Source organism: Natronorubrum texcoconense (genome assembly GCF_900100335.1).
In the GTDB taxonomy this organism is placed as follows: Archaea; Halobacteriota; Halobacteria; order Halobacteriales; family Natrialbaceae; genus Natronorubrum; species Natronorubrum texcoconense.
The window spans coordinates 1230293-1244790 of the sequence record NZ_FNFE01000001.1 but is presented as its reverse complement, the minus strand read 5'-3'; the positions used below and the strand labels follow the sequence as shown (position 1 = coordinate 1244790).

At 61.8% G+C, this 14498-nt stretch carries 11 protein-coding genes; 6 read left to right on the top strand and 5 right to left on the bottom strand.

Features of this window, described 5'->3' with window-relative positions; translation table 11 throughout:
- The first annotated feature begins 193 nt into the window (after positions 1 to 193).
- On the top strand, positions 194 to 595 hold the full coding sequence (locus tag BLT08_RS22485) for a universal stress protein (protein WP_139171274.1): 402 nt from the start codon (positions 194 to 196) through the stop codon (positions 593 to 595).
- Between the two features lie 199 nt (positions 596 to 794).
- Here BLT08_RS22485 and BLT08_RS05960 read toward each other — a convergent pair whose 3' ends face one another.
- Complete coding sequence (locus BLT08_RS05960; RefSeq protein ID WP_090303824.1) at positions 795 to 1271, bottom strand: NAD-binding protein; 477 nt, start codon at positions 1269 to 1271, stop codon at positions 795 to 797.
- 254 nt (positions 1272 to 1525) lie between these two features.
- Here BLT08_RS05960 and BLT08_RS05955 point away from each other — a divergent pair, with 254 nt between their 5' ends.
- Together BLT08_RS05955 and BLT08_RS05950 are read left to right on the top strand one after the other, a co-directional pair.
- The gene (locus BLT08_RS05955; protein ID WP_090303823.1) at positions 1526 to 3277 is read left to right on the top strand and encodes a cation:proton antiporter; all 1752 of its coding nucleotides are present in this window, start codon (positions 1526 to 1528) and stop codon (positions 3275 to 3277) included.
- A 2-nt stretch (positions 3278 to 3279) separates the two neighbouring features.
- Positions 3280 to 4983, top strand: coding sequence for a cation:proton antiporter (locus BLT08_RS05950; RefSeq protein WP_090303822.1), 1704 nt, complete (start codon positions 3280 to 3282; stop codon positions 4981 to 4983).
- On the opposite strand, the gene BLT08_RS05945 is transcribed toward BLT08_RS05950, so the two are convergent.
- Entirely contained in the window at positions 4980 to 5174 is a 195-nt protein-coding gene (locus tag BLT08_RS05945; RefSeq protein ID WP_090303821.1) for a hypothetical protein, read from the bottom strand. The two genes, BLT08_RS05950 and BLT08_RS05945, sit on opposite strands and share 4 nt — an antisense overlap.
- Positions 5175 to 5423: 249 nt before the next feature.
- Between BLT08_RS05945 and BLT08_RS05940 the strand changes: the two genes are divergently transcribed.
- Both BLT08_RS05940 and BLT08_RS05935 read left to right on the top strand, forming a co-directional pair.
- Complete coding sequence (locus BLT08_RS05940; protein WP_090303820.1) at positions 5424 to 7685, top strand: amino acid permease; 2262 nt, start codon at positions 5424 to 5426, stop codon at positions 7683 to 7685.
- A gap of 151 nt (positions 7686 to 7836) precedes the next feature.
- Positions 7837 to 8286, top strand: coding sequence for a universal stress protein (locus tag BLT08_RS05935; protein WP_090303819.1), 450 nt, complete (start codon positions 7837 to 7839; stop codon positions 8284 to 8286).
- Between the two features lie 3 nt (positions 8287 to 8289).
- On the opposite strand, the gene BLT08_RS05930 is transcribed toward BLT08_RS05935, so the two are convergent.
- From BLT08_RS05930 to BLT08_RS05920, 3 genes are all read right to left on the bottom strand, one after another.
- On the bottom strand, positions 8290 to 8658 hold the full coding sequence (locus tag BLT08_RS05930; protein WP_090303818.1) for a methylglyoxal synthase: 369 nt from the start codon (positions 8656 to 8658) through the stop codon (positions 8290 to 8292).
- A 102-nt stretch (positions 8659 to 8760) separates the two neighbouring features.
- Positions 8761 to 10494: a carbamoyltransferase family protein gene (locus tag BLT08_RS05925; protein WP_090303817.1), complete on the bottom strand. Its 1734-nt coding sequence runs from the start codon at positions 10492 to 10494 to the stop codon at positions 8761 to 8763.
- Between the two features lie 129 nt (positions 10495 to 10623).
- The gene (locus BLT08_RS05920; RefSeq protein WP_245724152.1) at positions 10624 to 12282 is read right to left on the bottom strand and encodes an alkaline phosphatase family protein; all 1659 of its coding nucleotides are present in this window, start codon (positions 12280 to 12282) and stop codon (positions 10624 to 10626) included.
- 272 nt (positions 12283 to 12554) lie between these two features.
- Here BLT08_RS05920 and BLT08_RS05915 point away from each other — a divergent pair, with 272 nt between their 5' ends.
- Positions 12555 to 14423 carry a polysaccharide deacetylase family protein gene (locus BLT08_RS05915; protein ID WP_090303815.1) on the top strand — a complete coding sequence of 623 codons (1869 nt, stop codon included), beginning with the start codon at positions 12555 to 12557 and terminating at the stop codon, positions 14421 to 14423.
- Positions 14424 to 14498 lie beyond the last annotated feature (75 nt).

Sequence of the window (14498 nt, the reverse complement as noted above, 5' to 3'; positions counted from 1 at the left end):
AAGACCGTTGTTCTCCACTGAGTTCAGGAGCAACCGGTGCAAAACGACGATCTCAGCGACTATCTGGTATCGTTACCACTGAAACGATGCACACACCAATCAGGAAGCTATCATGCGATCAGGTGTGTATCGACGTTCAGTAGCAACTATCACGAACATAACGTAGATAATTGTACGTTTCAAAACTCGACTGATGACTACTATTCTTGTTCCAGTGCGGTATCCGCTTTCCGAGCACAGTTATCGCACGATCGAACGCGGGTTAGATCACATTTCCGGTGACGATAGCGGTTCGTTGATACTGTTGCATGTGCGACTGCTTCAGCAGGGACGAAGTGTTTCTCGAACAAAATTGCGAAAAGCAGTCCAACAGCGGTTCGGAGAGATTCCAGCTCATTACGTCGTTCGATCGGGATATATTCTTGAAGAGGCGATCATCGACGAAGCTGTCAGGCAGGACGCCGATCGAGTCGTCATTGGAATATCCAAGACACGCTCGTTAAAACGAAAAGTCAGCCGACTGCTCAAGTTGGATCTTGACCTCGAACTCATACTCGAGAACGAACTCGACGTCGAACTCGAGGTAGTCGAATAGGGGACTCAGTGTGATTTCGAACACGATCGCTCACTATACCAGGGGAAAGCCCCACGAACGGCAGTTTCCGGAGTATAGGCGAGCGGTTGATCGTCGTCATACCGAGACTGTTCGATCGACCCACAAGATACAGTATTGGACAGTATCATCTCGAATACGTCAAGAGCGGGTTCTCGAGACAGCAGCAATCGCATCTTTGTTACGGTTGTTCAGAATCTGAAAAGAGTTCGCCAGTTAATTCCTCGGTCGTCTCACCGGTGAGAGATGATCTAACCATCAACTGACCACCGAGCATGCTCGGACTGATTACGACGTCGGCACCTGCTCGTTTCAACTTCGAAATGTTTTCTTTATTGGTCGCCGCAGCAGCGATCCGTATGGAGGGATTGAGCTTCTTTGCCGTGAGGATCGACATCGCGTCCTGCGAATCGCTGTCCGCTGCGACGATCGCGGCGGCCGCATCGTAAATTCCCGCTCGCTCCAGCGTCTCGCGACTCCCAGGGTCGCCTTCGAGAACCTCGTAGTCCCGTTCGAGCTCGATACTGTCCGGACCCCCCTGTGAAACGATCAGGAACTGCGCCTGCGACTCGAGTTCTTCGACGATAATTTCCGTCAACTCGCTCGTACCCAGAACGAGGACGTGGTTCTCTAACTCGTGATTCGGTGAGTCTCCCATCAGTTTTCACTTATTGTTTTTCTTCGTTCTACTTAATCGCACACTCTTAGTACACCGTCTTGGGTGAGAGAATGGTTGTCTTTACAGAGCGGCCTGGAAGAATTCCACGGAGCGTAACACCGAAGCGATTCTCCGTGTGTCTTGCCTTTTTCGATATGCAAAAATAGCTTTAGTGAGTGTTCGGACGCGTTACCACTGTGATGAGCAACATATATACGGGCCTTGCTCAAACCCGTCGTGTAGATTGACTCGCTATGGATCAAATCGCTCTTGCTGCTGATTTCGCGATCATTATTGTCGTCGCGACGATGATCGGGCTGATCGCGCGCCGGCTCGGTCAGCCGACGATCGTCGCCTACATCGCCACGGGCGTCGTTCTCGGTCCGGTGCTGTTCGACATCGTCACCGACGAGGGACTCGTCGACGTGATGGCGGAACTTGGACTCGGATTCCTTCTCTTCTTGCTCGGGATGAAGATGCGCTTCGACGATATTCGTGAGATTCTGACCCCAATTACGAATATCGCGATCGGGCAGACGGTCCTCCAGACTGCACTCGCCTTTCTCGTCGCGTGGGCGCTCGGCTTCCAAACCACCGAAATTCTCGTTATCGCGCTGGCGACGGTCTTCGGGGCGACCCCGATCATCGTGAAGGTTCTCACCGACAAAGACGAAATCACATCGTTGCCCGGAAAGATCGACGTCGGTGTCCTGATCGTCCAGGACATCTACCTCGTCGTAGTTCTCGCCCTCTTCGCTGCCGACTCGCTCGACAACGCCGGCGAAATCGCGTCGACCCTCGCCGTTATCTTCGTCATGATGGGCTTTATCGGCCTCTTCTCGATTCTGTCCTCTCGATACCTTCTCCCTCGAATCTTCCGCAGAATCGCGGACAACAAAGACATCTTCCTCATCGTCGCAATCGCGTGGGCGTTCCTGTTCATCGCGATCGCCGAAGGATTCAACCTCTCGGTCGAAGTCGGCGCGTTCCTCGCGGGAATCAGCCTCGCGCAGCTCCCCTACAGCAAGGAACTCGAGGATCGAATCACGCCGATCACCGACTTCTTCATCCTCGTGTTCTTCGCGAGCATCGGGCTCCAGATCGAGGGCGCAGCAAGCCTCTTCGCCTATTGGCAGGAGGCCGTAATCGCCTCGGTCATCCTGATGATCGGGAACTTCTGGATCATGTTCTATCTCATCGATCGGGAGGGATTCAGCGTCGAAACCTCCTTCCTGGGATCGATCAACATGGTCCAGGTGAGCGAGTTCTCGCTCGTCGTCGGTGCGCTCGCGATCACGCAGGGCTACATCGGTGCCGACGTGCTCGGCTATCTGACGCTGATGGCCCTGATGACGATGACCGTCTCGACGTACATCATCGCGTACAACCACGCGATCTACGAGCGCCTCGCCCCCTGGTTTAGCCGGTTCGAATCCGATGAAAAGGTCGATCGGAATCTCCGAACGTACAAGAATCACGCCGTTGCGATCGGCTACGACGAAGTGACCGAGCGGGCGCTGCCGTTGCTCGAGGAGCGCTACGGCGAGGTCGTGGTCGTCGACCGCAAGACGAGCCACATCGCGGAACTCGAAGAGAACGGTCGATACGAGTACGTGTTCGGCGACTTCCGACACAGTGAAGTTCGGAAAGCCGCCGGATTGAAGAACGCAAAGTTCGTCCTGAGCTCGAGCGTCCAGACTGACGTCAACGAAGCGTTGCTCGACGAAGTAGGCGACGACGCGATCGTCTTCGCCGAAGCCGAGCGGATTCACGATGCGCGCAGTCTCTACCGAAACGGTGCAACCTACGTTATTATGAACACGTACCTGACGGCGTCGAAGTTGAGCGATTACCTCGAGCAGTACTTCACCGACCGTGAGGCGTTCGAGGAGATCATCTCGCAAGATATCGAGCGGATCAGACGGCGCGGCCGATCGCGCGCCGAGAGCGAGCGGACCGGCGTCGATATCGAGTTCGATCCGCGGAAGCTCGGGGGGGACGACTGACGATGTCTGAACTCATCATCGCTCTCTCCGTGATGTTCGTCACGGCCGGGGCGCTATTGCTCGTCGCGAACCACTTCGGGTTCTCGCCGATCCCGTTTTACATCATCGCCGGTCTGATTACGGGTGCGAGTGGGTTCGTCGATCAGCCCGATCTCATCGAACTCGCCCAGTGGGGGATCGCCTTTCTCGTGTTCGTTTTCGGCATCCAGGTCGATTTCAACGACATCCAGTCGGTGTTCCGGGACGCCGAAGTCGCGGCGTTCACGCAGTTGCTCATTGTCGGATCGATCGCGACCGTCGTCGGATACGGTTTCGCCGTGTTCTTCGGTGCCGAGTACCCACTTCGGAACGCGATCTACTTCGCCGCCGCAGCGACGCTGAGCTCGACCATCGTCGGAGCGGGCGTCCTCGAACGGGAGATTCGCAGCAACCTCGTTCACGGGCGGTTGGCCTCCTCGATCCACTTTTTCGACGATATGGTTGCGATCGGCGTGATTCTGGTCATCTCCGCGGAGACGTTGAGCGATCCGCAACTGATCACGTCGAACATCGGATACGGGGTCCTGTTTTTGCTCGCCGGCCTCCTGTTGTATCGCCACGGATTCCCCCTGTTAGTCCGCGCGGCAGATGGGTTCGAGGAGCTAATCCTGATGGGGAGTATTTCGATTCTGATCGCGTTCATCGCGGCCGCCGAAGCGGTCGGCATTTCGATCGTCATCGGGGCGTTCGCCGCAGGAATCGCGATTCGAAGCGACGGTGCGCAGGCGCTCGGCGTCCGCAACGGAATTGAGTCGATCAGGGACTTCTTCGTGGCGATCTTCTTCATCACCGTCGGTGCGCTGGTTCAGATTCCAACCTTCGAGGCGCTCGTGCTTGCGGCGTCGCTGCTCGCTCTCGTCCTGTTCGTCAGTCCGCTCGTTCACACGCTTGCGTTTCTCTACGAAGGGTACGACACGAGAACGGCGTTCCTCGCGAGTTCGAGCCTGAATCAGGTGAGCGAGCTTTCGCTCGTGATTGCGATTCAGGCGTGGCTGCTCCAGACGATCTCCGACGGACTGTTCGACGCGATAATTCTGGCCGCGGCTGCAACGATGATCCTCTCGGTCGTCGCCAAGCGCTACGAAGACCTCGTCTACCACACCATCGTCGAACGACTCTTCAGAGGCCGACAGACCCGCTACGTCGACGAACACAGTCGAGTCGAAGAAGAGATCGACGGGCACGTCGTCGTCGTCGGATACGGTCGCCAAGGTCGACTGCTCGTCAACCGACTCGAGAAGCTAGAGGTCCCGTACGTTGTCGTCGAGAACGACCCAGTGCTCTACGACGAACTGCAACTCGACTGCAAGAACTACGTCTTCGGTGACGCGATGGCGTCGTATCCGCTGGAGCGAGCGCGCGTAGCCGACGCAGAACTCGTCGTCTCGACGGTGGATCATATGCCGCTCTCGACTCACCTCCTCGAGTTCGAAACGGACGCGGACGTGATACTCAGAGCCGAATCGTCTCGCGACGCCACTCAGTTGCTCGATTCCGGTGCGGCGTTTGTCAACGTACCGAACGTTCTCGCGTCGGATCAACTGCTCGACAACGTCGAGCAGGTTATCGAAAACGAGGACGCGACGACCGCGCTCAAAAACGAGCATCTCGAGGTGCTCGGAAACCTCGAGCGATACGGGTTCGCGTCCCGATTCGAACGGACTTAGATCGGACCGCCGAGATACTCGTGAACGGCGACGACTATGAGGAGGCCAGCGGCGAAACACACAGCGGCGATCAGGGTCGACAGGTCGATCGCTTCGGAGAGGCCCAACGCGCCGACGACGGCCAGTGCGACGCCGACTCCGTATATACTGAAGTTACGGAGGACGCTCTGAAGCGCAACCGATTCAAACATACTCGTCCCTACCAATACGCCGGTGAAAATCGTAACGATGTCGTCCGCTGTCCACTGACCGGGATCGAACGTCTCTCTTCCAGGCGTCGGCTCGAACGGTGATTCCAGCCCCGTCTTTCGGTAGCCGCGTCCATTCTCCGTTTTCGTTGCAAGGCTGGCAACTTTTTTTGTCCGTGGCTCTAGTACCAATTACGATGAAAAATTCTCTATCTGGTGCATCGCTCCAACGGGGGAGTGGAGGGAGAGACTGTGAGCGGTGAGGACGGCGAACTCGCCCGAAATCTCGGCTTCACCGAGGCGATGACGATGGGCGGGGGAACGATGATCGGTGCGGGCATCTTCATCTTGCCCGGAATCGCGGCTGAAGGTGCCGGCCCGGCGAGTTCCCTCTCGTTTGCGATCGCGGGAATCGTCGCCTTACTCGCGGCCATCTCGCTGTCGGAACTCGCCACCGGGATGCCGATCGCCGGCGGGAGTTACCACTACGTCAACCGCGCGCTCGGGAGTTTCTTCGGCAGCATCGTCGGTTGGGGAATGTGGACGGGGTTGATGTTCGCGAGCGCGTTCTACATGATCGGCTTCGGGCAGTATCTCGTCGAACCCGTTCCGTTCCTCGACGGACGTGGCTTCGTGGTCCTCTTGGGGCTCCTTGGTCTCGCCTTCCTCGTCGGCGTCAACTACTACGGTACCGAGGAGTCGAGCGCGTTCCAGAACATCATGATCGGCAGCGAGACGGCGGTTATTCTCGTGTTCCTCGCAATCGGGATCTTCTACGTCGACACCACGAACCTCGAGCCGTTCGCCCCGACGGGACCGAGCGGGATCATCGCGACGACCGGGCTTGTCTTCGTCACGTTCCTCGGCTTCGAGATCATCGCGACCGTCGCGGAGGAAGTGAAAAATCCGGGCCGAAACATCCCGCTGACGATGATCCTCTCGGTGGTGTCAGTCACGCTCCTCTACGTCGTCGTCATGATCGTCAGCACTGGCGTCGTTCCCTACGCCGATCTCGGCGACTCGCTCGTCCCCGTCTCGGACGTCGCGGTCGTAACGATGGGGACGGCGGGCGTCGTCGCGATCGTCGCCGCGGCGGTGATCGCGGCCATCTCGAGTTCGAACTCGTCGATCCTTGCCGCTGCGCGGGTCGTCTTCGCGATGGGGCGTGACAACTTGATGAACGACTGGCTGAACGCGACCCACAGCCGGTTCCGGACGCCCCACCGGGCGGTTATGGCAACCGGTGCGATCACCGCGATGCTAATCGCGGCCGGCCTTCAGGTCGAAGAGATCATCGCACTGCTGGCGGAAGTCGCGAGTTTCAGCTTTCTGATCTCCTACGCGCTCGTTCACGTTTCCATCGTCGTGATTCGACGGGCCAACCCGGACGCCTACGAGCCGGATTTCGAAATTCCGAGCCTCCTCTATCCCTGGGTCCCGATCGCTGGTGTCATCCTCTCGCTCGGGATCATCACGCAGATGGATCCGGTCGTCATCGCCATCGGCTGCGGTGTCGTCGCGCTCGGCGTCGCGTGGTACATCGGATACGTCCGCCACCGTGACGTCGACGAGAGTCTGATGGGGGAAGCGATCGTTGGCGAACCCGCGTCGACTGGCGAGCCGAGCGAAGGGTACACGGTCGTCGTTCCGGTTGCCAACCCCGAAACCCAGCGGGACCTGTTGCGTCTCGCCGCAGTCAACGCCCACACCCACGCCGGGGAAGCCGAGCCAGAAATCGTCGCGATAAACGTCATTCAGGTCCCCAGTCAGACATCGCTCGAGCAGAACGTCCAGTTCGAGGAAGAGCGGATCGAAGCGCAGCGACAGTTACTCGAGAACGCGCGCGAAGCCGCCGTCGACCTCAACGTCAACCTGCGAACGCGGGCGATCGTCGGCCGCGATATCGGGCGGACGATCCTCTCGGTGGTCGAAGAAGAAGCGGCCGATCACGTACTGCTCGGCTGGCGAGGGAAGCGACGGAAGCGGGATTTCGTGTTCGGGTCGACTATCGACCCGGTCCTGAAACGAGCGCCCTGTGAGGTTTCGATCGTCGATCTCGAGAAAGACCTTATCGGGTCGTCCGTTGCACTGGCTGGTCCCGGTCCCCACGCGCCGTTTGCTGCCCGGCGCGCGGCCGAGTTCGCGAAGCTCTCGGACTCGAAGCCAACGCTGTTGAACGCACAGCAACCGTCGGACGATCCCGATATCGATCCCGCCGAACTCGGTGAGCAGATGATCGACGACGTTGCGGCGGAAGCCGGGCTCGAGGCCGGTTCCTACGAGTCCGAGGTGATCGTCGTCGACGAGGTACAGTCGGCAATCGTCGACCACGTCGAAACGTACGACACCGTCTGTGCCGGCGTCTCCGAGAAGAGCGACTTCTCGAAGATTCTGTACGGCTCGATCGCCGAGAACGTCCAGCAACAGGCAGGCGGCAACGTGGTCATGGTTCGCGGTCCCTACAAAACGAATCGATCAGTGCGTGAGGCGCTCGTCGAACGGCTCGCCGACTGACTGCGAAGTCGCCGTTTCGGGCCGTCCCGACGCGGATCGCGTACGACCCCGCGAACCTTCCGAGCCGTTCCCCGTTCGCGGCCGAGAGACGTGTCGTATTCTGGCAGAAGTCAAAACCGGTCAGATCGAGAAAAGCGAGTAGCTTCGATTCATGTACGACAGAATCCTCCTTCCCACCGACGGAAGCGACACCGCAGACCTGGCCGCGGAGCGGGCCATCGACATGGCGGCTCGGCACGACGCTGGGTTGCACGTCCTCTACGTTGCAGAGCGAACGCGAGACGAACCGACACGGAAAGGCTTCGACGAAAAAATCACGGAAGAGTTGCAGACGGGCGAGGACGTCCTCGAGTCGGTCGTCGATCGATCGACCGAGGTCGGCGTCGAGACCGAGGAGACGGTTACGTCGGGCGTGCCCCGGACGACGATCGAGGAGTACGCCGACGACCACGACATCGGGCTGATCGTGATCGGGTCGACTGGCGCATCCGACGTCTCGGAAAAACTTCTCGGCACGGTGTCGAAGTATATCGTCAACGAAGCGCCCGCGGACGTCTTCATCGTTCGGCCGGACGTCCTCCTGAGCGACGCGGCCGAGTAACGGTCAGTCCGCGAGCCCTTCGATCAGAAACTCCGCCGAGGCGAGGTTGGTCGCCAGCGCCGTGTCGTGAACGTCGCAGATCCGCAACAGCGCCGAGATGTCGGGTTCGTGGGGCTGGGCGCGAAGCGGATCCCGGAGGAAGACGATCCCGTCGAGGAGTCCCTCGGCGACCTCCGAGCCGATCATCAGGTCGCCGCCGAGCGGTCCCGACTCCTTGCGCTCGACCTCGAGGTCGGTCGCCTCCATCAGTCGCTTGCCCGTCGTTCCGGTTCCGATCAGCTCGTACTCGCGTAACTGTTCCTCGTGGCTCTGGGCGAATTCGATCAGTTCCGGCTTCTTCTCGTCGTGAGCGATGAGCGCCACACGGGTCATAGGGCGAACAATCACCGGCGACGGGATAACGTTATTCCACAACCGGGGCGCCGTGAGACGGTGGGGAGCGCTGACGCAGACCGCGCGCGGAATCGAGCTACGTCACGGCGACGCGTCGCTCGAGCCGGATTTCTCCACGACACAGTCTCCGAGGACGAGCACGTCGAGCCCCATCCCGAAGAAATCCTTCAGCGCCTCCGTCGGCGTGTCGACGATCGGTTCGCCGTGGTCGTTGAACGAGGTGTTGAGGAGGACCGGCACGCCGGTCGCGTCCTCGAACTCGCGGAGCAACCGGTGGTATCGCGGGTTCTGGTCCTTGCGGACGGTCTGTGCTCGCGTGGTGTCGTCCGCCGGGTGAACCACCGCTCGGAGATCGTCCCGTCGTTCGGGTCGCACGTCGAACGTGTCGATCATGAACGGGCTGGTGGTCGCGTTCTCGAGGTACTCGTCGGCGGCCGACTCGATCATCGACGGCGCGAACGGCCGCCACTCCTCGCGGTGTTTGACGAACCGATTCACCCGGTCGCGGGACGCTTCGGTCCGCGGATCCGCGAGAATGCTCCGATTGCCGAGCGCCCGCGGGCCGAGCTCGGATCGACCCTGGAACCAGCCGACGAGCGCACCGTCCGCGATGCGTTCGGCGATCCGCCGTTCGAGGTCGTCCGGTTCGGTATACTCGATTTTGTTCGTCTCGAGGAGCCCTCGGATCTCGTCGGTTGCGTGCTCGTGGCCCCAGTAGACGGTCGTCATCGGATCGACGTCGGCCGGGCGACGATCGATCCAGCCGCCGCCGAGTGCGAGACCGGCGTCGTGAGCGACGGGCTGGACGAACACCTCGTCGACGGCCGGGTGCTCCCTGACCGCCTTGTTCAGCTTGCAGTTGAGGGCGACGCCGCCGGCCAGGCCGACGTTTTCGGTCCCGACGCGGTCGACGTACGTGCCGACCATCTCCGTGACGGACTCCTCGAGCAGTTTCTGTGCGGTGTGTGCGAGGTCTTTCTCGAACTGGTCGAACTCGTCGGTGTCGGTCGACCGCGGTCGACCGAACAGCTCCTCGAGGGCGGCCACGCCGTGTTCCGTTCCCCAGCGACCGGTGAGCGCCGTCACGTCGTAGTCGACGCCGGTATCGATCGTCTCCCGCAGCCGACGCTCGATCTCGGGGTTGTCCTCGCCGTAGGGGGCAAGTCCCATCACCTTCCCTTCACCGTTGAACATCCGATAGCCGAGGTAGTTCGTGATCGCGGCGTAGAACAGTCCCCAGCTGTTGGGGTGGTCGTACGTACGCACGCGCGAGAGTCCGTCGGGGGTGGCGTGCCAGACCACGGTCGAATCGTACTCCCCTTTCGCGTCGATGGTCACCACCAGCGCCTCCTCGAACGTCGACGGGTGGAACGCGCTCACGGCGTGACACTCGTGGTGGGAGCGACACTCGATCGGCGGCACCGGCGTTCCGATCCGCTGGAGCCGGGATTCGACGGCTCGGGTCGGCAGGAACCGTGCCACGAACTGGTCTCTGGCAACGTTCCGGAGGTGCGTGACTTTCCGAAGCGTTCCCTCCAGCTGGACGGTATTTTTCAGGTAGTGGGGAAGGATCTTCCGTCGAAGTTTCGGATCGTAGGGAAGGACGATCTTCTCGAGGTCGGCGAGCTCGATCCCCTCGTGGTCGAGACAGGCGCGGATCGCCCGCTCGGGGAAGGTGTCGACCGCGTGTTTGTCCCGCGTCAGGCGCTCCTCTTCGATCGCAAAGCGGAGCTCGCCGTCTTCGAACAGCGCCGCGCTCGGATCGTGTTGGCCGTAGAGGTCGATCGCCGGCTTGAATGACAGGGTGTAGCTCATGTGTTGGTTCGTCTGCGTGATCGGCTGTGTGGTCGGCTGTGTGAGTGGTGTCTCATCGGGAGGGTGGAACCGCAAGAGGCCGTTTTCGGTGTCGGAGGCCAGGGGACTGGTTCGGGTATCATGGGTACGTTACTCGACGTAGCCGAGGTCCTCGAGCCGTCCCTCGACGGCCGAATCGATCGCCGTTCGCTTCGACGCTGCGTACTCCGGGTAGCTCGTCGGCTCGGTCGCGTCGACGACGGGGAGTACGCGTCCGTCCATTCGGTCGCTGTAGGGCACGTCGAGCGCGGAGAGGATCGTCGGCGCGACGTCGAACAGATGGGCGTCCTCGATCGCCTGCGAGGCGTCGATCCCCTCCCCGCTGGCGACGAAGATCCCGTCAAGTTTGTGGTTCCAGGGCTCCGTCGTCTCGGCGAAGTACTCGTCGGCCGGTTGCGCCGAGAGGAAGTGCTGGAAGTCGGTCGGGATCGTGACGATATCGACCGCTCGATCGGTGTACGGCCCCTCGAAGAACTCCTCTCGAGGGGCGACCGTCTGGAACACGGGTTCGCCGTCGGGGGCGGTCACCGACTCGAGGTCCCGGATGAGCGCCGCCCTGACCTCGTCGTACTCCTCGTCTGGCACCTGCCCGTTCGGTTCGCGACCCTCGACGTTCAGCCGAACGCCGAGTTCGGTCCGCGCGCGGACGTACGCTTTCGAGTTCGGGAAGTCGACCTGCTCGTTCCCGGTTCGGACGACGCCGTCCGGAGCGTGCGCTTTCGCGAACTCCGCGAGGCCGAGTCGGTCCAGCACGAGACCGATTCGGTGCGCCGTCAGTCCGACGCTCGCCATCGCCGCGGCGAGTCGCTCCACGGCGTTCGGCTCCCACTCCTCCGCCTGTTCGCCGTCTCGGAGATCGTCTCGCATCACGTTCCACGTGGGCATCCCCTTGCCGCCAAGCGTCGTCTCGAGGTAGCCGGCGTCCTCGAGGAAGGCGTTGACGCGGAACTCGGGCTTCTCGTAGCGCCCCATGCCGTGATCGCTCGCGACGAACACTTGGCGGGGGTTACACGCCTCGAGCACGGCCCCGATCTGCTCGTCGGCGGCGGCGTAGACCCGTTTGACCTTCTCCCAGTCGCCGTCGAACTCGTGGAAGACGGTGTCCGTCTTCTGAAACTGGAGGAAGCCGAAGTCGGGTTCGAAGCGCCCGCTCAGGTACTGGAACGCCTCGCCGCGCATCTCGACGAGCCTGCAGTACTCGTCCATCTTTTCGGCGTCCGACAGCGATTCGTCGCCTCTCGAGTAGCTGGGATAGACGCGGTACGCCCCGATCTCCTCGCGGATGTCGTCGAGGATCCCCTCGGGGTGACAGGGCGGTTCCTCCGGGCCGATGAACCCGGGGACGATCGCGCCGTCGATCTCGTCCGGCGGGTGCGTGACCGGGACGTTGACGACGACGCTCGAGCGATCGTGTCGGTCGAGCAGCGTCCACAGTCGGTGCTCGCGGACGTCGCTCCCTTTCACGACGTGGAAATCGTAGCCGTCGAACCCGGTGAACCCGAACACGCCGTGTTTCCCGGGGTTGACGCCGGTGAACAGCGACGGCCACGCGCTCGGCGTCCACGGCGGAATCTGGGACTCGAGCGGGCCGCTGGTGCCGGCATCGAGCAGCGACTGTAGATTCGGTATCACGCCCTCGTCCGATAGCCGGTCGAACACCGACGGACAGCCGGCATCGATCCCGATAAGTAGTGCGTCCATCCGATTGCGATCCCTCCGCGCGTTCGTGGTCCCCGCGTTCCGTTCCATCAGATACGCGAGCATCGTCGTCGAGGGGTGATTATTAATATCGAGTAAAACTGGCGCCCCACCGTCGGGTATTCGATTTCACAGCCGTACCGAGAGACGCGAGCGAGCGACGTTCTCCCGACGGTTCGGCGACCCGCTGACCGCCTGAACGGGCGTTTAACACCTCTATAAACGTCCTCACCGCGGCGCGAACGCGGGCTCGTAAACTCCCGCTCGAGGAAACCTCGCTTAACAGATCCATCACCAAGGGTAACCGCTCGTAGGAACAGTGCATGGATCACGATCTCTCCCGACGTCACGCACTGGCGACGGTCGCTGTCGGGTCGACCGCACTGGCCGGCTGTCTCGGTTTCCTCTCCGGCGACGGAACTGACGACGAATCCGAGGAGGACGGCGGGAATGGCACGGACGGCGCCGGTTCGACGTGGCCCGCGATCCAATCCGGCGAGGTCATCGACGACTTCGAGGACCTCGACCGGTGGGGTGTTCGAAACGGTCGTCTCGAGGCCGCTCCGGACGAAGCGCGAACCGGCTCGCAAGCGGCCGTCGTCGAGAGCGACGAGCGGACCGCCGGGATAACCATCGGCCTCTCCGACGGACTCGACCTCGAGGGGTGGGACACCTCGCTCGCGGTCAAACCGGAATCCGCGACGCAGATCGTCGTGGAGTTTATCGCCCCGACCCGCGACGAACGGCTGAACACCGTTCGAGCGGTTCCCGACGGCTACGACGGCTGGTTTCGGCTCGACTGCGGCTACGAACACAAGCCAGAAGGGGAGCCGGAGCTGTCGAACGTCACCCGATTGAACGTGATCGCGGTCGGACCCGACGACGGCCCGACCCGGATGCTGGTCGACGACCTCCGACGAACCGAGGCGGTCGACAACGGAAAAGCGATTCTCGCGTGCTACGGCGGACACGACTCTCACTACGAGATCGCAGCCGAACTGCTCGAGGAACGGGGCTGGGCCGCCGCGGTTCCGGTCGATCCCGGGCGCATCGGCGGACAGGGCCGGATGGGGACCGACGAGTTACACGAGCTTCGGGACCGCGGCTGGGACGTCTGTTCGTATCCGCGGGGAGAGAGCGACCTCACCGAGCAGCCCGCGGAGCGACAGCGAACGGTCGTCGAGAGCACCCGGGATTCGCTCGCGGATCGTGGCTTCGAGGACGGTTCGCGGCACTTCTTCGCCCCGGACTGGCGTCGCATGACGCCGGAAACCCACGAGATCGTTCGGGAGTACCACGAATCCGGCTTCCTGTTCGGAAGCTGTACGACCGGCGCGCCGCCAACCGGGATCCATATGACCCCGGTGATCTGGGGGCCCGCGCTCCACAACGGCGTTCGACGACACATCAACCTCTGCGATCAGTACCGCCAGCTCACCGTGATTCGGATCCCCCGAATCGTCGAGGGAGAGGCCGGGAGCAACAGTATGTCGCTCGAGGATTTCGAACACCTGCTCGATCACATCGAAAACCGTGGTCTCGACGTGATCACGCCCTCCGATATCGTCGACGGGATGGACGATATCGACCGCGGAACTGGAGACGAAAGCGGCGGGAAACCGGACGGAACGATCCTCGAGGCGGGGAGATCCCACTCGTTCGACGGAGACGGAACGGACGAATCCGACGCGTTCGATCTCGACGAGGGAATCGTCACGGCACAGTTCACTCACGACGGCGATGGATCGTTCGCCGTGGAGCTGCTACCGGTCGATGGCGACCTCCCCAACGAACGGCTCAGTACCACGGCCGGAGTCACCGACGGCGAGTCGATGGCGCCCGTCGGGGGCGGAACGTACCGGCTCGCCGTCGACGCGGACGGCCCGTGGTCGATCGACCTGGAGCAGCCTGCCGTCCACGGCGACGACCTCGAGGAGCCACCGGTCGAGGCGTCCGGATCGGGCTCCGGATTCGTCGGGCCGCTGTGGGCCGACGACGGTCTCACCCTCTCCGTGACTCACGACGGCGACGGGGCGTTCGTCGTCGACGGCTACGGTGCCGACGGCGGCTGGGAACAGCTCGTCAACCAGCGCGGCGAGTTCGACGCCTCGAGATCGGCCGGCGCGAGCGGCGTCTCCTGGATCGACGTCGAGGCCGATGGCGACTGGACACTCGACGTCGGCGAACCGTGAGCACCAGTCTCGGACGGGACGGGACTCCACCGGCCAGCCGGAACCGTTTTTTCGACGGGCCGGTACGGACCAGCT